Raw genomic sequence first — 23,233 nt, 5'->3', positions numbered from 1 at the left:
GTATGCAACACATACAACAATTTATATATTCCTATTGCTGCTCCTCCTTTCTTCTTAACATTCTCAGAATTAGGTATTCCCAACATCCTCTGAAAAGTATGGAGCCCAGCTGTCCGAAAACCAACCACCAGGGTTGATATGTTTTTCTTTTGGTATAGATGGAATGGCCTATCATCCTTGCCACGTGCTGCGGGGACATGGCTGGTAGTTTTTGATAAACAGCTGTTGGCAGGATCATGGGTGTTCGAACTAGCGGAAGGTAGAGTGAGGTGGTGAAGATCCCTCTCATATGAAGCTCGAGAGCCGCTGATCGGAACCAAGTGTCAAAAGCAGATTTTGATGCTTGATAAGCCGCCCAATGAGGGATCGGGAGCAGCAGAGCATTTATTGTCGAGATGTTGATGATGTGTCCTTGCTTTCTTTCAAGAAGTGGAAGTGTAGACATGATCAATTGAACCGGTGCAAAATAATTGATCGCCATCGTGCGAGTAAAATCATGATAGCGTTCCAAGGACTCATAAATGGAACGCCTGATGGAATGCCCCGCATTGCTTATAACGATATCCAATCCGTCCGGAAGCTGCTGAAGAAAGGCTAGCAATCCCTCCATCTCCTTCTCATTTCGAAGGTCGGCCGGGAATACAGTTATTTGAGCGGCTTTCATTTCAATTGCGCTTTTGATGGCTTCCAGCTTGTCCCCTCGTCTGGCCACTAATATAAGATGAACCTTTATCTCAGCCAGCATATAAGCAAGCTGCTCTCCTATTCCGGAGCTTGCGCCCGTTATCAGAACAGTCTTTCCTTCCAATTCACGCCTCAGCTTCTGCTGGTTAAATAAAATTGGCGGGAATAAGATGTGTTCGAGTAGGCTGTAAGCAGGCATGAAGTCCCCTTTCTTGCCTGAAGGACAATCCAACCAGGCACGCTACTATGTTTTTCGACAGTATGAGAGAAAACTCCTTTTTACTGAGAATCCTCTATCCCTGACGGCTCCAGCCTAAGGCCCGAAAGTATTTCACCCGCTCGGTGAAAAACTAAAAGAAGCATAAATTTGCCAAAACGGCCATTATGCTTCCTTGTACGTAAGGTTTTTCGGTTATTCCGTAATTGCTTGTTTTTGTCCCGTAAAGCCAAGCGTCCGCGCTGTAGAAGTATGAATTTCGTGGATAAGCTCTGGGTTTTTCAACAGTGAGACGCCATAAGAAGGAATCATTTCCTTTATTTTCGGCTCCCACGCTTTTATATGTTGCGGGAAGCATTTTTTCATAACCTCAAGCATGACGGAAACGGCGGTAGATGCACCCGGAGAAGCGCCTAGCAATGCAGCTATCGAGCCATCAGCGGCACTAATAACTTCCGTACCAAATTGAAGCGTTCCTTTACCGGCAGCCGTATCTTTAATAATTTGCACACGCTGGCCTGCTACTAGTAATTCCCAATCCTCGCTTTTGGCGTTCGGAACAAATTCCCGTAAAGCTTCCATACGCTTTTCTTTCGATAACAGAACTTGCTGGATCAGGTATGTTGTTAAAGGGACGTTTTTTACACCTGCAGCCATCATCGTTACGAGATTATGCGGTTTTATGGAAGTTAACAAATCAAACATGGAACCGAACTTTAAAAACTTTGGTGTGAAGCCGGCAAACGGCCCAAAGAACAAAGATTCTTTATTATCGATAACTCTTGTGTCAAGATGCGGAACAGACATTGGAGGAGTACCCACCGCAGCTTTGCCGTATACTTTTGCACGATGCTGCTCTACAATATCCGGTTTCTTACACACCATAAATAGTCCGCTTACCGGGAAGCCTCCAATACCTTTTCCTTCCGGAATACCAGACTTTTGCAGCAAATGCAGGCTTCCTCCCCCGCCACCGATAAAGACGAATTTTGCAGTGTGGCGTTCGACGGTACCGCTATCGACATTCCGCGCTTTCAATTCCCACGAACCATCGCTGGTACGTTTAATATCATCAACATTATGTTTGAATTTTATATCCACGTTCTTACTCTTTAAGTGGTCAAACAAGATACGCGTTAAAGCGCCAAAGTTGACGTCCGTTCCAGATTCTATTCTTGTTGCCGCTATAGGTTGATTCACTGTGCGATCTTTCATCATCAGCGGAATCCATTCCATCAGTTTTTCCGGGTTATCGGAAAATTCCATCCCTTGAAATAAGGGATTGTTAGACAGCGAATCAAAACGTTTCTTTAAAAAAGTTACATCTTCTTCCCCTTGCACAAAACTTATATGAGGCACTGGCACAATAAAGTCCCGTTGATTACGTATCAGGTCGCTGTTTACAAGATAAGACCAAAACTGCTTTGAAAGCTGAAACTCTTCATTAACTTGTAGAGCTTTGCTAGTATCTATGGTTCCGTCCGGTTTTTCGACAGTGTAGTTAAGCTCGCAAAGTGAAGAATGCCCCGTTCCCGCATTATTCCATTCATTGGAACTTTCCTCTCCTGCGCTTGCACGCCTCTCAAACACAGTAATTTTCCAGTCAGGTACTAATTCTTTCAGCAGTGACCCCAAAGTAGCACTCATGATTCCGGCACCAATTAAAATAACGTCTGTTTTAGTTTGTATGTTACTCATTTTTACCTTCCTTATACCCTACGATTTGCAGAAAGGATGTAGGCGCTCTTGTTTAGACGCCATAGCTAGCCAGGGCAAGACCTAGTCACACATCTTTTCTGGATCAATAATACCCTAATCATAGTGTATCACTATTAATAGTAGATTAAAATATTAATTTACTATTATATGATAGTTATCAGCTATAATTGACGCTATTGCTACATGATCTTTCAAAATTCTCCAAACTATTCCCAACATAATTTTTTGCCATTACTTTTGGTAGCGTTCACCTTAACAATTTAGACCAAAACAACAAAAACACCAATGAAGTTACTCACTGGTGTTCTACGATCCTATCGATCTTCACGAATGTCCATCTATCCATTTATGTAAATCTATTCGCCTCGGGATCGTCAGTATCAAATCCAATAGCGTCTAGCGCAGGCCATAGCTCGGAAGGAATGGGGTAATTGGCGAGCTCCAATGTCTGGGTGACTCGTTCCGGCTTGGTCATACCAACGACAGTACTCGTGACACGGGGGTCACGCATGGAGAATTGAAGTGCCGCGGCGGCTAGGGGTACGTCGTATTTCTGGCAGACGGTTACAAACAATCGTGCGCGTTCGAGCAACAAAGGTGGTGCATCACTATAAGCATAGCGGGCATAAGCATCTGGGCCTTTTGCCAACATGCCGCTACCATAGGGTGCTGCGTTGATTACAGCAACACCCAATCGACTGGCGACATCAAGCAAAGGCTCAGCTGATCGATTGAGCAGCGTGTAACGGTTATGGGTCTCAACGGCGCTAAACTCCCCCGTTTCTATATAACGAATGAGCATCTGGATGGGTCCGCCGGACATGCCAATGTGATGGATAACGCCTTGATCCTTGAAGTTTTTCAGCACCTCAAGCGGACCACCGGGTCCCATGACATTTTCAAAGGTGGTATGCTCCGGATCATGGATATAGACATATTGCAAGCAATCCAGCCCCAAACGATCGAGACTTCCTTCGATGGAGCGTTTGATTTGTTCACCGCTGAAGTCTCCAGTCTGTAAGCAGCGGTCGGCTTTTGTGGCGAGCACAAAGCCCAATGGGAGTCCACCATTCTCTTTGATTACCTTGCCAATTCGGCGCTCGCTCTCACCGTCACCATAGGCAGCAGCTGTATCGAGGAAGTTGATCGGGCTTGCAAAGGCAGCACGAATTGTTGCTAGCGCGTTTTCTTCTGGTGCACTGTAGTTAAAGGTTTCAGGCATATCACCGAGTGGAGCACCACCGACACAAAGCGGTGAAACAAACAGGCCCGTTTTGCCAAGTGGCCGATTAGATAGCAAAGTTTCAGACAATAGAGTGACCCTCCCTTTATTTTCAATAAATTTGTATTATTTACAAGTAATAATAATTATAGATTATCTAAGACTATCCTGTTCGTCAAATCCTGAAAGGTAATCATGTCAAGCTGGCTTTTTCTCTTGAATATCTTCGGTTAGTGACTGCAGCCGCCTGAGCGACGGAAATAAATACATCCACAAGCCGGCAACGGCTATGGTCCCGATGCCTCCGATGAAAACAGCCGGCACGGCTCCAGCGAACCCGGCCAGCATACCCGACTCAAACTCGCCAAGCTGATTGGAGGTCCCGATAAAAAGCGAGTTTACTGCACTCACTCTCCCCCTCATCTCATCCGGTGTTTGCAATTGAACGAGTGAAGTTCGAATAACGACACTGACCACGTCCGAAGCACCGGTAATAAGCAAGGCAACCAACGATACAACCAGGTTTGTCGAAAGAGCGAAGATCATGGTAGCCATTCCAAAAACGGCAAGTGCCCCAAAAAGTGTAGGCCCATAAGCTTTTTTAAGTGGAAAATAAGCAAAAATAATCGACATCATTAAAGCACCAACCGCAGGTGCGGTGCGCATCAGTCCCAACCCCCAAGGACCTGTATGTAGAATATCCTGCGCGAATATCGGTAGGAGCGCTGTAGCTCCACCAAGCAGAACGGCGAAAAGATCAAGCGATATCGTTCCCAGAATCACTTTATGGCGATACACGAAAACAAGGCCCATGAAGATGGAGCGTAAGGTTACCGGTTCAATCTTTCGGTTGATTCGTTCCATGCGGATCAGGAAACTAAGGGTTCCAGCGACTACTAGCGCTATGGCCGCTGTAACATACACGAATGCAGGACCTAACGAAATTAGTAGTCCACCCAGTGCTGGACCCAGGATTTGGGACGTTTGCCCGACCGACATACTCCATGCGACTGCTTGTTGCAAGATAGCTTTCGGTACCAGCTGTGGCAATAACGCAGAAGACGAGGGTCCTTCGAAAGCACGACAAGCGCCGAGAATCGCTGCTGCCACCAAAATTTGCTCACGACCAAGCCAACCAGCCAAATTTCCAATCAGGAGCAGCACAGCAATTCCGCCCTCAATAATCTGGCATAAGAACACAATCTTTCGGCGGTCAAAGCGGTCTGCGACGTGACCAACAACGAAAGTAAGCAGTACCATCGGGGCAAACTGGGCGAGGCCCACAAAACCGAGACTGAAGGCATCTTTAGTCAATGCATACATCTGCCATGCGATCGCAACGGATAGCATCTGGAAGGATGTCGTAGATAACATTCGCGAGATCCAGAATTTGGCGAATGACGGGTACTTATGAATGGACGCTTCTGATTGTAACAAAGTATGGCTCACACCCTTTTTGAAAATTAACAAATAACTTATTTGGAGCTGGGGTCAGCCCACTTATTACGTACTGAAACTTTAGCTATCTCAAACGAGTCTGCCACATCAATCCGCTCCTTCTTCCTTTGTAATAAAATAACAATACCACAAAAAGATGCAGCTGGATTATGAAATTAAGTAGCTAAACATGATGTTGGATAACCAAACATCAAAAATGATTACACGTACATTCATTTATAACCTTAACTATCATTTGTTAGTGCCATGATATTATTGTCACGACTTCCATGACAGAAGGAAAAGTGAAAAAGGTATCCTTCTTGAACAAGAGCAAACCAATCGGTTGTATGAACATCGTTGAATGAAGTTGCTTTTGCATGAACAGGTCATGCCAGTGAACGTGCGAGTAAAGCTGCAAGATCGGCAGCCGGGGAAATCGGGGTCCATCGCAATTAAAAAAGCAAGGCTGCTTCGAATTTGAATTCAAAGCAGCCTTGCTTATGATTTCTTACTTGCTCTTTTGCGCCTGCATTTTCAGAAGCACCGTTACCGCCTCTGCTCTTGTCGTTTTATCTTTCGGAGCAAATTGATTCGTGCCTTTGCCTTCGATAATGCCCAGCTTTTTCATAGCTGCCACTGAGCCTTTCGCCCAGTCAGGAATGTCCTTGTCATCCGCGAAGTCCGTTGCCGCAACCGCTGCACTAGACTGGCCTGTGGCCTTCGCGATCATCACAGCCATCTCGGGGCGAGTGATTTCGGCATCCGGACGGAAGGAGCCATCCTCATAGCCAGTAGTAATACCTGCAGACACCGCCTGCGCTACCGATTTCTGTGCCCAAGTGCCGATCTTCGCCTTATCAGTGAAAGTCAGCGCCGCTCCATCTCCTTGCGGTCTGAGCACATTCATCAGCATGACCGCAAATTCCGCGCGCGTTACAGTACGATCCGGCTTGAACGTGCCATCCTCATAGCCACTAACGACGCCTGAGCTTACCGCTTGCTTGATATTAGCCTCTGCCCAATGTCCGGAGATATCGCTAAAGTTAATCGTCGGCTTCGTGTCTGCCCCTTGGCTTACACCGAATACCGCAAATTTCGTAAAGTGGTTCACCTTTGCGGTGATGGTATTGCCGTTTACCTCGCCTCCGATTTCTACCCACATCTGCTTCGTTTCGTCATAGTAGAATACGGAAGGCTTTTGATTGTCCTTTAAGCTTCCCGAATCGAATGCAAAGGTCAACGTGACCTCCTTGCTGAAGTTCTCCGGGAAGTTTTTCAGAATTTCGAACACCGAGCTGATTAATACGTCTTTATTCGTGATCAGACCTTGCGTGTCTGCCACTTTGGTTATCGTTAATTTCAGATCTTTGCCGAAAGCATCGGCAGGAATCACAATCTTGATCACATCGCCCAAGCTAACCTCACCCGATTTACCGACTTGAAGCGTCAGTGTACCGTCTGTCGAGGTAACCGTATTGCTTGAGAATGCACCGCCACCGGATGATGTCGATGTCGATATCCAAGCTGCTCGTGTCACTGCAAGCGCATATGTCTTCTCTTTGCCATCCTGCGCCGTGACTACGATGTTAATAAGGTTATTACCAAAGTTCAGGCTGATCGCACTGCTTGGTTGCCCGCTTGCAACTGCCGCTGCGTTCACCTTCACCGTTGCATTGCTATCGGATGTAGTAGCCTTCACCGTTATGCTGGGGACATCATAAGTCACACTTGCACTGTATGAGATTCCCCCGGAAGTGAATGCAGGACTTATCGTACCGTTCGATAGCGTCAAATCACTCAAATCTGCATTGCTGCTTAATGACGTTGGTGGTGTTACTGGTGGTGTTACTGGTGGTGTTACTGGTGGTGTTATTGGTGCATCTACCACAAAAGTTGTTGATGTGACTTGATTCGCTTGTCCGGCGCTCAAGGTGTAAATGCCTGCCGGTTCATTGCTTCCAATTGTAAAAGAGTCAACAAATTGCCCGTTCGCAACCTTGACAATACTATAATATACCGTGCTATTGCCGGGACGAAGCACCCTAATCATCACTTCATTCAATGTAGACGTACCCGATATCGCTACGGTTCCGCCGGATTGAACCGACGAGATTGCGTTCAACGTAACCGTGCTGCTGGCAGCAGCAGTGATCGGCACGATCGACAAACAAAGCGCTATAATGACCATTATACTTAACTTGCGTAATATCACCCGTATATTCCTCGCTCTCATATTCACGAATTATTCCTCATCATCGCCATTTATGCTCGCAGCCTGATCGAATTCCAATTGCGACTTGGTCGAAGCCAAATTCAAACCAAGATTCGTAGGGTCATTGTTAAATTGATTGACCACAAATACTTCAACCGTATAATTGGGATTCGTTGCAGCGTCTGCTACATTGAAATTAGCTGAATATGCTCCTGTACCAATGCTTAAATTGGATGCCACAATACTTACAGGTGTCTTTCCATTCATCAGCTTAAAGACAATTGCTTGCGTTCCGTTAGAAGTGTTGTATCGTTTCAAAATGTTCACCTTGGCGGTAATTCCGTTATCTTTCGTCACTACCGGTGCAGTCATATAAAACAGTTCAGTTGATACATAGGTAGTACCATAGAATTCTTTACTGCTATAGCCCTCAGCATTGACCAAAATGTAGTAGTTAACTCCTTGTTGAAATACGCCATTGTTGATTGTAAGCATGCCTGCAGAAAGCGTATATTCCGAAGGATTTAATTGTCTAACTGCATTTTTTCTTGTATCGATGATCGTAATATCGCGTACTTTACTTCTCCACTCGGCATTATCTTCGAATACAAACTGGCTTGCCGTATCGCTTAAGAAAAAACCTGTCATATTGGGGTAGTTATATGCAATCACTCGGTCAATTTGCTGGTTCTGCACATTATTGCCCACATCACTTATTGCGTTTGCGGCAATTTCAACCTTAACTGAGCCGCTTTTTATCGCATTATGAAAGAAAATGACGAGATTATTCTCTTGGATAACTACATTATCCTGCGCATCCCAAGTTAATGGGCCGTTATCTGTTGAAATCGTAATCTGATCTTTTAAGTGCGACACCCCATTAACAACTGTTAGGTCTGCAATATTCACATTGAAACCCAGTCTCAACCAACGGCCATCATTTGAAAAGTTTGGATTTTCAGGATTCAATGATGAATTGATGTAATAATTATACAAATATATATAATCACTGTAAATATTTCCGCGTGTATCTTTAAAAGAATTCGAAGCAAATTCAAAGTAATAGTAACCAATATTAGGGCGAGCCAACTTTGCTGCAAAATGAATAGTCACCGTATTACCCGAGATTTCCAGATTTGTACCAGGAGGAAGGTTTTTCCAGTCACCTTGTGTGAGATTTCCACCATAATACTTTATACCCGCAAGTAGACTCGCAGAGTCACTTTTGGCGTTCAGCACATCTTTATTGAAAACCAGCTTTATATCCTGATAACTATTTGTTAAATAACGGTTTACCACCTCAAGCGGTGAAGTATCTCCGATTACCGCGCCTTGAATCAAAGGAGTTATCGTATTGTCGCTCAGAATGTTTCCGTAGCTGTCCTTCAGTGCGCCGCCTTTTATAACGATCTGGTTTTTTGCTCCTGAAAGAGGTGTATCAAACTTGATGACAAGCTTTCCAGACTCAACGAATGCCTCATCCTTTGAGGTCCAGGATGTCTGATTCGCGTTGGAGCCATTTTGCAATAAATAAATTTTATTGTCGCTGATCAAGGTGGAGGATCCGTTAACATACGTATTATCCACAACATTTTCTTGGAAGGAAATCGTCACCTTTTTGTAGTCGTCGCTAATAGCTACTCTTTGTATAACCGGAGGGGTTATGTGTAAAGGCACCTCCTCGTTGATGTTGCCGTCTGCATCCGTCAGCGTGCCTTTGGCTATTTTAATCAGCGTATTCGTGCCTAGTATGACTTTCATACTGTTATTTGCTTGTAACCGAATTTGAGACCCTCCTAAACCCGGAGGATATACATCAATCTGATTTGAAATTGGGAGATAGTTTACTCCATCGGTCGCTATACTCATATGGCTTTTCAAATAAGTACTTGCAGTAACCGTGGGATCAGTGGAATTATTATTGATCGTAAATTGTTTATTAAAGTTCAAGAATACTTCAGACCCATTATTATTGGAACTGGAACCCACGTAATTAATTGGTCCTGGTGTTGCATCTGGAGCTGCTGATGCTGAAGAATTAAACGTGAAGGATGACATTACGATTGTAAATACCAGAAATAAACTGATAGAACCCCTTTTAAGCAGCATCTTGGTGAAGCCGGACAAGAATCCAGCCCCTTCCACTTTGTTCATAGACCTTGTTGTACCTTTTGAAATCATTGGTTTTCTTTCACTCCTCTTAAAAATATGGATGTATCCTTATCGTTTGACGGTTCAGCGAATCTAATTTTAGTTGAAGGCAGATATCCCCTTTCTTCTTACCAAATGCAATGATCTTGTCCTACTATAAGACCATTTCCGTAATCGGAGGGCCGCCTATCTAGAGGCCTTCCCAATGATGCAACCTCATTCCTATCATTATTTCATTTTCTATTTCAAGGGCTTAGTATAGACTCTATGCCTGGAAATAGGATGTTACTAAAGTTATAGCTCATAAAAATAATGTCGAATAATCCATAAATCAGGCGTTATCGTTCACGTTTTATCTACATATGTGATGATATGGGGGCTCTATTTCCACAAAATCCAATAAAATGCAAAAAAAAGTCGCCTTACCCTGCAAAGCAAGGAATGCAACTCCCTTAACTAACCAATGTCAACTTAACTCCATGCAATAGCAAAATTTAGGGTGCAAGCCTCAGCTCTTTAACCCGCATTGCAGCTTGTACCCGCCTTGTAATACCAAGCTTCCCATATAATCGATTTACATAGCCTTATCCGTTCCTTCTGATAATCCGAAGCTACGTTACTCGACGATGACCTTAGCATCCATACTTGGATGTGTGGCACAATAATACGTATAAGTACCTGCCTTTGTAAAAGTATAGCTCCATTGATCACCCTCATTCAGGTTCCGACTATCAAATTGGTCTAGAAGCTCGGTAACGGTATGCGTCTGGGTATCTTTATTAATCCAGGTTACCTTGGTACCTATTTTTACCCTTAATTCCTTTATAGAGAAGCTCCCATTATTGATTAACACCACTGGATCCCCCAGTTGGTTCTGAAGCTGTCCATCAGCAGGCACAACTGTAGCCGGGTCTTGTCGGGCCATGCTAGTATGATCCATCTTCATTTGCTGATGCTCCGGATTATAGGTGAGCGTGATATTACGTGTGACTTTATCATAGCTTACTTTTGCACCAAGGTTCTCAGATACAAATCTCAGCGGAACCATACTATTGCCGTTTTTGATAATCGGTTTCTTATCCATTGTAAGTTCTTTTTTGTTAACAACGACTTTATTTTGATTAATCCATAGCTGAATTCTTGTATTCATGGTTGTATATACCACAGATTTCTCCGCTTCGTCCCAATTGATATCTGCTCCAAGCTGGTTACCGATGAATCTTAGGGGTACGTAGGTTGTATCTTCGATCAATTGCGGGGGAACATCCAGTTTCATCGTTTGACCGTCTACTTGAACATTCGCATCACCAGCAAGCAGCACAATAGATTTGCTCGCAGCAGAAGCAATGCTGGCCATCGTATGCAGTCCGCCGGGATAAACGCCATTATTCGTATTATCGATCACGTTATGACTATGGATGGGGAAATCTCCACTTTGTGCAAAAGTGATCAGCAAATCATAACGTTCTCCTGAACCGACATTGATCGTATCCTTCTCTACCTTCGCTTGCAGTGGTCGACCATCCGAAGCGATGACTTGAAAATGGCTGCCATGCAAATGCATGGCGTGTGTCTGATAGCCGGAGTTGATGAGACGAACCAGTATGGTTTCTCCGACCTTTCCTTCAATCATAGTGGTTGGATCGTCTTCCGTATCTGGATATGCCTTTCCATTGATTGTCCAATAGCGTGGATGAAACTCAGTTCGATCATAGGGTGTACCTTCTTCCACCGCTTTGTGCCAAATCGGATCAATTTCATTCAGCAAAAAAGTATATTCTTTATCATACGAAGGTCCACCCGTCCAAGCTTGGTTCACACCACCTTTTGCCTTAACAATAAATGCCCCATACATCCCCATTTGCAAATGCTCTACGGTATCCACATGGCAGTGATAGAAATAAGTACCTGCATGGTCAGCTATAAACTGGTACGTAAAGCTATCACCAACCAAAATGGTTTCTGAAGTATGGGGCACTCCATCGTTAGCTTGGTCTGTATCCAGGCCATGGAAATGTATGGTGTGCGCCAGCCTTTTGATCCCTTCTTTTTTAGCCCCGATATTGGTTAAGGTTACTTCTACCCGATCCCCTTCATTCACCGTCAAGGTAGGTGCCGGAAATACAGCGGTACCTTTTTCGTTCTGTAAGCTGTACCCCCAGACGTAAACCTGCGTTTTGTCGGGTAAGGTTAAATAACCGTCTGTTGCATACAAATGAAACTTTTTAACTTCACCTGAGTTATCTGCCAAAGCTGAATTAGGCATCCCATAAAGAAAGCCGGTCAAGCTCAAGAGTGTTATACAACTAAAAAGTATGATCAAATATTGACCGCGTTTCTTTAACAACCTATCTTTCATCTGATGTAAAACCTCCTGCCTTAAATACAATGTAAAGGAGAAGCACTTAGGCTTCTCCCTTATTGCTTATTGCTTATAGAATATAAATTATTTAACGGTTGCGGCGAATAACTGAGTGGCTGCATTCCAGCTATAGCTGCCGCCTAACAAACTGACTATGTCCTCAAGTGCAACATAACCATGACCGTCTATCATTTGTGGCTCAAGAACAGACATAAATTGCTGTCCATTGATCACAAGCTTAACGCCTGGTGCAGGTTGAAGTTTAGCAGGAAGATCATGCGTGCCACCAAAATTGATAACCACGGCACCAAGCTCGTTGTTCCACTCTACCGTTCCGCCAATTGCTTCTACAAGCGGAATAATTGCCGCATAAACATGATTCTTATAGAGTTTAGCCGATGCCGCCGTAATTGGTTTTCCATTCACCTCAAGCTTTACATCGCCTTTAGGCGCAACGACTACAGTGCCTACCATTTTGCTGCCTGAATGCAAATAGCATTCATACACATAAGTACCTGCTTGGGTAAAAGTTAATGAATAGGACTTTTGAGCCAGCATTATACCGGAATTAAAAAAACCTGTGCCATCAAATTTTGCCCCACCTGAAGGAACCATAAATTTATCATTAAAGCTTCCTTGTGGAGTAAAGAAGTTCAAATCATCTGGTTTATTAAATGTAACAAAGTGAGGTTCATATTGATTGTCATTCAACCATTGAATGGAATCCCCTTCATTAATATAGATAGACTCTGGCATCATTGCATTTGTTGAAAAGCCGCGACTGCCCATCCCCGCATCTACCATATACATCATACTGCCGTCGGTATTTTTCATATAATGAGCATCCATATTGACATGATTCAAAGCATTTGCTTGAGCCATGAGATCCTCCTCGTCAGATTTTGCGCCTGCAGTTTGCTGGATCAGACTTGGAATGCTAGCACCTACTGGCAACACAACAACGGTTCCTGTCATTAACGGATGCACGATACAGTAATAAGGAAATGCTCCACTTGTTGTGAACGTAATGGAATAATCTTGAGTCGGTGTAAGCATTCCAGAGTTAATCAAGCTTTTACCATCCCACTTACTTCCACTTGCTGTAGAAGGAGCAAGGTTGACGGGATCCTCTGAATTAAGAGGTGCTGCTCCTGCAAGAAATGTAACGGTATGGGGAGTGGCCTTTGCCCCATTAGTAAATTTCACTTTATCCCCTTCATGAATGTAAATAACTTTTGGAAACATGGAATCCAGAGAGACTTGCCCTTGTTCTTTACCCACAAAAACGTTCCATTGCTCTGAACTAGCCGGATTTGCTGCAAATACTGTACCTCCCAAAGCTAACATTAAAATAAGGGATAACAACAAGGCACCTAATCTTTTATTCATCCGATAATTCTCCTCACTACATATTTTATTTGTTGGCTAATAACCTAGGTCATCCCTGCTTGGATACATTTTGTGCCTATATGGATTTTTAGATACTAAATGTATCTATCTTTACAAAAGAATCCCTATATTTAATACATATCTTCTCTTCGATTTTCCGCTATAAATTGAGACTTACCCTATCGGTTTCAAAATCATAAAGATAAACAATACAATGCCGAAAAAAGAAGCCTCGTTCATATAACTCATTAATTTAGATTGAAGCTTAATTTGTTCCGCGGGCAATATCTGAAGAGACTGACTGACCGGATCTGCGAGCCACTTCTCTAGACGGGGTGATGTCCGACCAAAAAAAGCAATAACAATGACTTGGATGATTACATACAGAATCAATGAACCAAGTGTCCATAATTGGGAAAATCCTCCGTAGCTGTCATACAAGAGAACGAGAGCTAATCCTGATAAAACTGCCAATGTACCCAATATTTTAGGAAATAACAGCAGGATCGAAATTGTTTTGAACGAGCTTCTTAATTCTGGAACCGATTGATTTTTTCTTAGAAGAATGTGTATAGCATAAGTGGGTCCGATCCCAATAATTGCAGACAATATATGAATTAAAACCAACCATTTCATTTGTTGTCTCTCCTTCGCTAAGTGTACAGTTGATGTTTATATGGTGTCATTACTCCTTTCTGCAGTTTTAAGAAATATGTGTTACCGGAAATTTCCGCAAGTAGACAACATTTCCTCCGGAACACGAACTTGACGTAATTTTAACTTTATTTAGTATATATCTTGCTTGACAATTATGAATACTAACAAAAGTTAGTTTCTCGCAAAAAAATAAACCAACAACGGGGCATCTTTCCGTCCCATTTGTTGGCTTATCATCTATCTATAACACTTAATCCAATAGCTTCATTTCTCTTGCACGCGCAATCGCCTGAGCTCGTCGTTTCGCCCCAAGCTTACCGTATAAGTGAAAAACATAGCTCTTGACTGTTCCTTCTGTTAACCCAAACCGATAAGCAATTTCCTTGTTCGACAAACCATCGGCCAATGCGTATAACATTTCCATTTCGCGGTTCGTCAGCGGCTCGATAAGCGGCAGCGAATCCTCGACGGACAATGTCGGAGAACTAACCGAATCGCTTGATCCCTTCGTCTGTGAAAGGTAATCTTCCCATAACCTCGAGTACGCTGTTCGGGCGATCATCAGTTTCAGCACCTCCAGTACCTCCGATGGGAACACACCAGAGATGAGATTATTCTCCAAATACAGTACAGAAGACCGCGCTTGCCCCGGAAATAGAACTGGCATACAAAGAACGGACAGCGGCAGACTGTGATGGGCATCGGAATGAGGCGAAAATAAGCTTCGCGAAGCATTGTCGAGTACAATCGGTTCCCCTGTTTCAATGACAAAACGTACGATAGACTCTACGAATGGAGCCTCACCCCGGTCATCTTTCCTTTCGCCCTCTTCCTCCTCAATCTTAAAACCGTCTTCGTGACTGGTTAGCACATATCCCTTCTCCGCACCCGAATAATTAATCGCCGATTCCAGGAAATGATGCATCACATCCTCGCTATTTTCCATACTCGACCATTCCGGAATTTGTTTAATGAACACATTTTCGTCGCTGATTGTCGGTACCCTCTCGCTCTCCTTTTCAAATCCAGCTAATCCTTTACCCACCATTCCATCTTCTTGCCATTGCGATTCAACGGCGGAGAACCGTAGACCCGGGTAATCCTCTCGCAACCGCTGTGCCTTTCGTGAAGCCCCCCAAGCCGAATAAGCAACGCATGCATCCGCCATCAACACGTCCGCTCCGTTCCGACTTCCCGCTTCCCGATAGAAGGTAGAAGCTCGTTCGCAAGCAATCGCTTCCATTAGCCTGTCTTTTTGGCTTCGCGCTTCAAGGATCGCATCATCGTACCCTTTGGCGGCAGCGACTGAATTCCCGTCAATCCTGTGCAACTCGGCCGAAACAAGCAAGCAGACCGAAGTGTTCTGCCCATAGTATCCGGACCATTGCTTCATTACCCGCAGCAACTTCTTCAGTCTGGCTCGAATGCCTGTGCGTTCCTCCGTAGGCGCCTCGGCATATCTAGCAGCAAGCGTAAGCGCATGATAAACATGTTGCTTACGAGCTTGCAACCAATTCTGTCTGGCGGTATTGAGCTCTCCTTGTTCTATCCACTCCAGGGCTTCCTTGTACCGTCCGAACAAATAAGCGATTTCTATTTTACAGGTATATATATAAGAAACTTCGTTATTCATAGTCCCCTTGAAACGATCATTCTGCACCGGCAATACGACTTCGTTGCCCTCGTCGGCTCCTCTCTGCAGTTGGGCGATATACCATCGCGAGATACGAAAAACGTTTTTCGCGACCTCATCTAGAAGTTGCCTTGAGAGATCTTCGTAATTCGTTATCCGTGCAGACAATGTGTGTAAATCTCCGGTGTGGGTGATCACACACGTAGGCGCGACTAGGCTAACAAAGATCAAATTCGCGGATTCCATTCCATAACGCATCGATTGTTCGAAATGCGCAATACTTTCTTCCGGTTGGTGTAATAGTCTAGCTAATCCCCTAAAATAGCTCAGCTTGCATAACAAATCCGCACTTTCGAAAGATGACGCTATTCGCAAAGCTGCATCCATGCAATGAAGTCCTATTGGGGCGGCAGCGATCTTATTTCTAAGAATGATGACACCGTAAAACGCAAGGATATATGCAAAAGCCTCACTACTTCCTTTTCCAGCCTTCAGGCTGAAACGAATGAATCTGGAAAATAACACGATGGATCGTTCATTACTTAATAAAAATACCGATGTCGATAGTGCCATAACCAGATTGGAAATTGCAATGTGATGGGGATCATCGCTTGGTATAGGCTCCGGTTCGTTAAGCATGCTAGTCAATGCGATCTGCGACAAGTGCATTTCTTCCTTGATCAGGGCATTGGAGGGTTTCGCCGGCAAAAGAAATCCGATTTCCTCAAGCGCCTTGAATCCTATAGCAACGGCCGTTCGATCTCTTTTGAGATAGGTATACATGGAGATTTGAATCAGGTAAATACGGGAGCGTTCGACCACGCCCACGGTGCGAAGCAGTAGCTGATCGAGCAACTCTTCCGCGCGGTCGACGTTTCCGCACATATATTCGCACACGGGCAGCGCCAGCATTAAACGATACGTTAGCGAATTCTGCCCCTGCTCATCATTCTCGACAAGACGCAAGCCTTTTTCCAGGAAGTTCTTGGCGGTGGCAAAGGCCGTGGAAGCCTTCGACTTCAAAGCGGCTTGGAGATTATAAGCAGCTAGCTCCCTCTTCTCCGCTTGACTTGCCATTCGTTCGCTGCCTAGATTCAAGTGATAAACCCGATCAAATAACCAATCGTCCCAGCTATCCGATGCAAGGCTGCTCATGGAACGTCCGATCTTGAGGTGAAGATCTGCTCGCTGTGTTTCGTGAATGGTCTGATAAGCGGCCTGCTGCACTCGGTCATGCAGAAAAGTATAGTAAACTTCGTCTGTATCCGCTTCGTTGGAATCATTCTCCTGCGAGATTAATCCCTCTTCCTCGACTACGCGTAAAAGCCGGTTCGCATACACCACAGAGTGCCCGCTTGCCACAGCGACCGCCGACAATCGGAATCGATGCCCGATAGCCGCCGCTACGGCTAGCAGTTCAATGGTATCGAATGGCAGCATGCGGATACGAGTACCGACTAAAATCAGGATGTCAGGATCTTCGGGTATTTGCTTAACTACTGCTGTATCCCAGGCCCAATTGGATTTCTCCTCGTCATAATACAGCTTTTTCTCACGGTACAAACTGTCCAGAAGACGGTGTAAATAGAGCGGATTGCCACCTGTTCGGTGATATAACGACTCCGCTAACAACCGAATACGAGCCGAATTTTCCTTAACGATATGCGATACGAATTGTCTGACGTCGATATAGGTCAGAGGATTGAGCGCAATATGCTGCACGCTAAGCGAAGTTGAAGTCGTATGCAGAGGAAATGAATTTTCTATCCATGCGGTTGTCGTTGCTCGTGGATCTTCGGTCGCTATCTGGTGCGGTGCTGCTTCTTCCCTGAATGCACCTAACAATAATAAACCATGTAAGGTGGGGTCTTCTGCAACCGTACGAAGGGCATCCATCGTAGCAGGATCCGCCCATTGCAGATCGTCCAGAAAGAGTACAAGGCAATGCTCGCTGTCGGCAAACGTTTGGATGAAAATAGGAAGTAGTAGACGAAAACGAATGGCCGCTTCTGCAGGACCCAGCAGTTCTGCCGAAGGAAGTTTACCAAGGAGCTTCTCCGCCTCCGGTAATAGTTGTGCAATAACACCCGCTCTGCGGCCTAATACCTCTCTTAACCGCACTTTGAGTCTTGCGATGGATTCCGGAGATTCGCTACACACTTGCCGAATCAATTTTCGAAGCGCTTCCAGTATCGGCGAGAACGGAATATCCCGATTCATCAGATCGCATTTGCCCGCAATGAAGCGGCCACCTGCCCGTATAACCGAACCTTGAAGCTGATGAACGAGCGCGGTCTTACCGCTACCTGCCCCTCCAGACACAGCGACAAATGCGCATGCATCGGCACGAGCCTGTTCCAGAGCTTTGAAGAGCTGCATCTCTTCCGCCTCGCGTCCGAAGAGGCTATTCGGGAGCTGAAAGCGGCTATCATCGTCTGCACAGGCAATCTCGAAAGGAACAATTGTACCTGTCTCCTCTAAAGAAAAGAAACATCGCTGTAAATCGACTATCAAACCGTGAGCGCTCTGATAGCGGTCCTCGGGCATCTTCGACAAAAGTTTCATAATCATACCTTCGAGAGGGCCCGTAATTTCCGGACGTAGTTCGCTCAGAGGAATTGGCATCATCGCAAGATGGGCATGCACCCATTGTTCCTTACTCTGTGCTCGAAAAGGCAAGCTCCCTGCAAGCATTTCGTAGAAAATCATCCCCAAGGCATACAAATCGCTACGCTTTTCAGCAGTACGATTGATCCTGCCCGTTTGTTCCGGTGATAGGTAAGCATATTCCGTTATTCGAACCTCGACGAGCTCGGCAAACTTATTTTTTAATTGAATTCGAACTCCTGCCGGGTTTAAATTTCCAATAATCGCATCTCGTTTGTGATAGGTATAAACTAAGTCCGTCAGTGTTGTGGCTATCAGTAGAAAACGAGAAATATCCATTGGAGTCGCATTCATCAACTTCCTTAGTCCTATCCCTTCCATTGGCCAAATGTTGTCCAATCCTCCCTTGAGACCTGTCCGTTCTACTTGTATCTACCTATTTATTCTACCATTAATTAACATAAAAGTAAGTTGTTCAGGGCTTGCTGAAAGAGTTAGGCACGAATACGCCCAAGACCATATCTGCGTTTTCCTTCTACCCGCCTTCTATTATATCGATCTCACCGAAAGCCGGTGCATAATTGACTGTCATTTCAATTAAGCCCTAGGTATTCACCCTACCAATCTTTTATTCAGTCGGTAAGGAAAGTATACCTGATAGCATTCGAAGCCGTTAAAGCTATTCTAGATAAAAACCGCAATAATTCACCTTATTTGTGGCACCGTTCCCCGCACTGTCTCTAACGGCAAGATCAATCCGTCACCACCCACCGCTACAGATAGCCCATCGCCGTAAGTCACAGCACTTAAAGTTGGGGTATCGGCGGCTGAATCAGAAGCCGGTGCATGCATAAGCCCTGCCAGTAGGTAACACATCATCAAAATTGAATAGAACGTTTGCTCATTATTATCCACACACACCTTTTCTAAATAATAATTGATTACAGAATCACTACGTTTATCTTAATAGAAGTAATCTGCATTTTTCTTAATGAAGTCTTAATACTATTAAGGTGCCCCTTTTGAACCAACTTCCACATTTTAGACGCAAGTTTTTATATGAATGAGAAACAGATGTACTTTTCATAATAGATTCTTAATGGATAGCATTAAAATATGTATTTCTCTATTTATTCTTGTTATGATTTGAGTGTGATCAAGACCTGATGTTTCTTGAGGGGCAAAACTTCACGGTTGAAGTAAATATCCCGGACGAGGATATCCAAGCCTGGTTTAATGCCTTCCTAATCGAACGTGCGCTGCGTAACCTGTTGGACAACGGGATCCGTTACGGATCAGAAGGCCATTACTTGAAATCAGGCTTACGGAAAAGGATGATGCCCTATTCATGACGGTTATCGGTAAAGGACGCGGCATTCCCTTACAGGATCAAGAGCATGTTTTTGAACGGTTCTACCGTGTTGTTGGTTCACCATACATTCTTGTAGAAAACGGGAGGAAATCACATGAAATATACTGTAGTTACAGGCGCCAGTTCAGGTATAGGTTATGAAACCGCTCTAGCTTTTGCAGCTCGCGGCAAAAACTTAATTGTTGCAGCCCGCAGAAAGGAACAGCTGGAGGAATTAAAGTCTGAAATCACTCGTATCTACCCCGATGTAGATGTCGTCATTCGAGCGACTGACTTATCGTATCCGAGAATGCTTATAAGCTTTATGAAGGTCTACAAGGGTTCCAAATCGAAACTTGGATCAACAATGCGGGATTTGGCAACTTTGCTTCAGTGGCCCAGCAAGATTTAGATAAAATATCTGCTATGCTGCATCTGAACATTGAATCGTTGACGATACTTTCCTCTCTTTTCGTTCGTGACTACTCCAAGGTTGAAGGAACACAATTAATCAACGTTTCATCCGGTGGCGGCTATACGATTGTGGGAAATGCCATTACGTACTGCGCAACTAAGTTCTATGTGAGTGCCTTTACTGAAGGACTCTCTCATGAGTTGAACAGTCAAGGTGCACTTATGCAGGCTAAAGTGTTAGCACCTGCCGCAACAGAAACAGAATTCGCGAAGCGTTCTTTCGATGTCTCGGAATTCGAATATCACGGGACTGTGCCGAAGTTCCATACCGCGAAGGAAATGGCTGGATTCATGCTTGACCTGTATGACAACGATCGCGTTGTGGGGATTGTGAATGGTTTGACGTACGAGTTCGAGTTGAGAGATACAATTTATAATTATGTGGCGAGCACGCGATAGGCTCATCTCGTAATGACAAGTTACGAAACATGGCCATCCTTCAACGGATATTAAAGGTGGTAAAGTTCCAGCTTCCAAGGGGCTTAACAATATTTCCAATTTCAAAAGTTATTATACTTGACTTTGAGAAATCTCGAAGCCAGGGCATTCTATTGTACATTAGCCTTGAGAATCGCCAAATGCTCTAAGGATAAATGGTAAACCTCATTGAAACCGCTCATCCGATTACCGGATGAGCGGTTTTTTACATTCTACTTCTCCTGCTCCTTTATAACCTGCTCAATCCCTAGCAGAATCAGCTTCAAGCCGAACTCAAACGCCCCGTCGGTCCCCATCAGCTCGAACAGCCCGTTCTTGAACATCCTCCGGAACAGTCCCGCTTCCGACTCGCTCATGGAGTCCAGAAGGCGAATCATCTCCTCACCCGGAAGCGCTCCCTGGTCCTTAAGGATAGCGGAGACATTGCGCTCATGCTGATAATCGTCTAGAACGAAGTAGAAGACATAGTTCACAAGCGTAGTAACCACTTGCATTTTCTGCTCTTGCTCAAGTGGCGTCGATTCTACGCATAGCAGCATACGGTTGGTGAACCGGATGATGTCCGGTTCGTGGGGTAGCGTCATCATCATGAGCTGCGTGGAGCAGGGATACCGGCTGAGCACACTCCGTACCGTTACCGCAAGCCCCGTCAGCTGCTCCTTCCAGTCCCCCTCGGAGTGGAACTTCTCCAGAATCATTTTTGATACCTGGTTGGACAGACGCTGGTAGAGATTCTGCTTGCTCTTAAAGTACCAGTACAGAGAGGGAGCCTGAATCCCCAGCCGGTCGGCCAATCGCCTCAAGCTGAATTTCTCGATGCCCTCCTCCCCGAGAAGCTCCCACGAGGTTTCCAAAATCTTATCCTCCGAAATCTGAGGCTGCTGCTTTTTCATCCGTATCCACCCTTTTATCTAACAGTGTAAGTTTGTTCTTTACAGGTTCATAGGTTCATGATATCATCTAACACTGTAAGGTTCAATCTAACACCGTTAGGCTAGTCCAAAATAAATGAAGAAAGTAGTGACCCGCATGGATGCAGAAAACCTTCATTACTTTGAAAAAGCACCGATCGCAAAAGCCGTAGCTCACTTCGCTGTACCGATGATGCTAGGCATGTCAATGAGTGTCATCTATTCCATCTTGAATGCCTATTTCCTTGGTATACTGGGCAATACGGCCATGTTGACCGCACTCGCACTAACCTTGCCGTTATTCGCGATCATTATGGCGCTGGGCAATTTGATAGGCATGGGTAGCGGTACATTTATCTCTCGTTTACTAGGTGAGAAAAAATATGATGATGTAAAGCATGTCTCTTCATTCGCCTTTTACAGCAGTTTAGTTCTCGGTCTTATCGTGATGGCCGTTGGCCTCCCGTTAATCGATCCAATCGTTCATGGCCTGGGGGCAACGCCTGACTCTTTTGGATTCACGAAGGGCTATGTCACGATTATGCTTATTGGATCACCAGTCGTCGTATTATTCTTCACGCTGGAGAATATCGTGCGCTCGGAGGGTTCAGCAATCACGTCGATGATCGGTATGATTCTCAGTGTTATCGTCAATATTATTCTCGATGCGCTAGTCATCTTCGTTTTCCATTGGGACGTGATCGGCGTTGCGTCTGCTACGGTCATCTCTAACTTAGTTGCGAGTGCATTCTACGCCTTCCATTTGGGCTATAAGAGCCAATTCTTAACCGTCTCCGTAAAATGGTTCAAGGTTACCAAGGACATTCTGAGCAATGTATTCAAAATCGGAGTTCCCGTCTTTGTTATGAGTATCTTCTTGGGTGCAATGTCACTCGTCATGAACCACTATCTTGTCGAATATGGGGATCAGGCCATAGCGGGGTTCGGAATTTCATCACGTTTACTGCAATTTCCTGAGTTTATTCTGATGGGCTTATGCGAGGGAGTCGTACCGTTGATTGCCTTCTCTTTTACAGCGAATAAATTACGCATGAAGCATACCATTGAATTCACGATCAAAGCGATTGTGGCGTTAGCAGTCGTGTTCGGCGTCATTGTCTATATGACTTCCGACCACCTAATTGGTTTATTTACGAATGACCCGCAACTAATTGAAATGGGCAGCTACATTCTTCATGTTACGTTCTTATCCCTGTTCATTTCAGGAACGACCGCGTTGTTTACAGGGATCTTTCAAGCAACGGGGCAAGGAACCGCCGCGTTTATTATGTCCGTTATTCAAGGAATTACTCTGATTCCTGTGTTGTATATCGCCAATCGAATGAACGGCTTCCACGGGGTCGTCTGGTCGCTCGTCATTGCGGATGCCGCCGCGTTCCTTGTTGGTGCCATCATGCTGTATGTTCTGCGGACCAAATTACAGCCGGATCTAGATCATTTAGCAATCTAGAAAACATATGACACGCAAGAAGGCAGGATAAGGGCATCCCCCGATCCTGCCATCTTTAGGTACATGGACGGGGCTGGTTATGCAAGTAGTAAAATCCTGAAACACGAGCACCGGATCGGCAGAAGAAAGCACCGTGGCTGCACTTTTCAGCCGTATCCTTTTCGTCTGTGACGCAGCAGCAGCCAGCACGATTACAGGGCGAAGACGCCGCATAATCTTTCGATGGTGCTCACCAACACCATCGTATATGCAGCATATCTTTATGGAACTACCCCTGCTCGTTGTTTCATCCAAT

At 44.8% G+C, this 23,233-nt stretch carries 12 protein-coding genes and 2 pseudogenes; 2 read left to right on the top strand and 12 right to left on the bottom strand.

The window, feature by feature from the left end; all coding sequences use genetic code 11:
* Positions 1-31: 31 nt before the first annotated feature.
* The 10 genes from BM210_RS24175 to BM210_RS24130 form a co-directional block, all read right to left on the bottom strand.
* Complete coding sequence (locus tag BM210_RS24175; protein ID WP_091174481.1) at positions 32-883, bottom strand: SDR family NAD(P)-dependent oxidoreductase; 852 nt, start codon at positions 881-883, stop codon at positions 32-34.
* A 213-nt stretch (positions 884-1,096) separates the two neighbouring features.
* Positions 1,097-2,599, bottom strand: a complete 1,503-nt coding sequence (mqo, locus tag BM210_RS24170) for a malate dehydrogenase (quinone) (protein WP_091174478.1) — start codon at positions 2,597-2,599, stop codon at positions 1,097-1,099.
* 367 nt (positions 2,600-2,966) lie between these two features.
* Complete coding sequence (locus BM210_RS24165; protein ID WP_218184965.1) at positions 2,967-3,920, bottom strand: aldo/keto reductase; 954 nt, start codon at positions 3,918-3,920, stop codon at positions 2,967-2,969.
* A 120-nt stretch (positions 3,921-4,040) separates the two neighbouring features.
* On the bottom strand, positions 4,041-5,291 hold the full coding sequence (locus BM210_RS24160; RefSeq protein ID WP_256223984.1) for an MFS transporter: 1,251 nt from the start codon (positions 5,289-5,291) through the stop codon (positions 4,041-4,043).
* 499 nt (positions 5,292-5,790) lie between these two features.
* Complete coding sequence (locus BM210_RS24155; protein WP_218184964.1) at positions 5,791-7,494, bottom strand: S-layer homology domain-containing protein; 1,704 nt, start codon at positions 7,492-7,494, stop codon at positions 5,791-5,793.
* Positions 7,495-7,524: 30 nt separating this feature from the next.
* Entirely contained in the window at positions 7,525-9,675 is a 2,151-nt protein-coding gene (locus BM210_RS24150) for a hemoblobin-interacting domain-containing protein (RefSeq protein WP_091174471.1), read from the bottom strand.
* 586 nt (positions 9,676-10,261) lie between these two features.
* Positions 10,262-12,004 carry a stalk domain-containing protein gene (locus tag BM210_RS24145; RefSeq protein WP_091174468.1) on the bottom strand — a complete coding sequence of 581 codons (1,743 nt, stop codon included), beginning with the start codon at positions 12,002-12,004 and terminating at the stop codon, positions 10,262-10,264.
* Between the two features lie 87 nt (positions 12,005-12,091).
* A complete protein-coding gene (locus BM210_RS24140; protein ID WP_091174466.1) occupies positions 12,092-13,396 on the bottom strand; it encodes a plastocyanin/azurin family copper-binding protein in 1,305 nt (434 codons plus the stop codon).
* A 174-nt stretch (positions 13,397-13,570) separates the two neighbouring features.
* Positions 13,571-14,032, bottom strand: coding sequence for a DUF2269 family protein (locus BM210_RS24135; protein ID WP_091174463.1), 462 nt, complete (start codon positions 14,030-14,032; stop codon positions 13,571-13,573).
* A gap of 271 nt (positions 14,033-14,303) precedes the next feature.
* Complete coding sequence (locus tag BM210_RS24130) at positions 14,304-18,692, bottom strand: AAA family ATPase (protein ID WP_143101087.1); 4,389 nt, start codon at positions 18,690-18,692, stop codon at positions 14,304-14,306.
* Positions 18,693-19,759: 1,067 nt separating this feature from the next.
* On the opposite strand from BM210_RS24130, the pseudogene BM210_RS24120 reads away from it, so the two are divergent.
* A pseudogene (locus BM210_RS24120) lies at positions 19,760-20,517 on the top strand (SDR family NAD(P)-dependent oxidoreductase).
* A 251-nt stretch (positions 20,518-20,768) separates the two neighbouring features.
* Here the strand turns inward: BM210_RS24120 and BM210_RS24115 are convergent.
* Positions 20,769-21,449: a TetR/AcrR family transcriptional regulator gene (locus BM210_RS24115; protein WP_091174456.1), complete on the bottom strand. Its 681-nt coding sequence runs from the start codon at positions 21,447-21,449 to the stop codon at positions 20,769-20,771.
* A gap of 136 nt (positions 21,450-21,585) precedes the next feature.
* Here BM210_RS24115 and BM210_RS24110 point away from each other — a divergent pair, with 136 nt between their 5' ends.
* Complete coding sequence (locus tag BM210_RS24110) at positions 21,586-22,938, top strand: MATE family efflux transporter (protein WP_091174454.1); 1,353 nt, start codon at positions 21,586-21,588, stop codon at positions 22,936-22,938.
* Between the two features lie 84 nt (positions 22,939-23,022).
* On the opposite strand, the pseudogene BM210_RS35785 reads toward BM210_RS24110, so the two are convergent.
* A pseudogene (locus BM210_RS35785) lies at positions 23,023-23,178 on the bottom strand (LLM class flavin-dependent oxidoreductase); the annotation flags it as partial.
* Positions 23,179-23,233: the final 55 nt, after the last annotated feature.

It is taken from the genome of Paenibacillus sp. 1_12 (genome assembly GCF_900114475.1).
GTDB lineage: Bacteria > Bacillota > Bacilli > Paenibacillales > NBRC-103111 > Paenibacillus_S.
Note: the sequence above shows the minus strand (reverse complement) of the source record. Positions and strands in the feature narration are given on the sequence as shown.

What these genes read in the sequence shown, in the direction of transcription:
- BM210_RS24175 (WP_091174481.1), bottom strand. Translation starts at nt 883, where the DNA reads ATGCCTGCTTACAGCCTACTCGAACACATCTTATTCCCGCCAATTTTA.
- mqo (WP_091174478.1), bottom strand. Translation starts at nt 2,599, where the DNA reads ATGAGTAACATACAAACTAAAACAGACGTTATTTTAATTGGTGCCGGA.
- BM210_RS24150 (WP_091174471.1), bottom strand. Translation starts at nt 9,675, where the DNA reads ATGATTTCAAAAGGTACAACAAGGTCTATGAACAAAGTGGAAGGGGCT.
- BM210_RS24145 (WP_091174468.1), bottom strand. Translation starts at nt 12,004, where the DNA reads ATGAAAGATAGGTTGTTAAAGAAACGCGGTCAATATTTGATCATACTT.
- BM210_RS24140 (WP_091174466.1), bottom strand. Translation starts at nt 13,396, where the DNA reads ATGAATAAAAGATTAGGTGCCTTGTTGTTATCCCTTATTTTAATGTTA.
- BM210_RS24135 (WP_091174463.1), bottom strand. Translation starts at nt 14,032, where the DNA reads ATGAAATGGTTGGTTTTAATTCATATATTGTCTGCAATTATTGGGATC.
- BM210_RS24115 (WP_091174456.1), bottom strand. Translation starts at nt 21,449, where the DNA reads ATGAAAAAGCAGCAGCCTCAGATTTCGGAGGATAAGATTTTGGAAACC.
- BM210_RS24110 (WP_091174454.1), top strand. Translation starts at nt 21,586, where the DNA reads ATGGATGCAGAAAACCTTCATTACTTTGAAAAAGCACCGATCGCAAAA.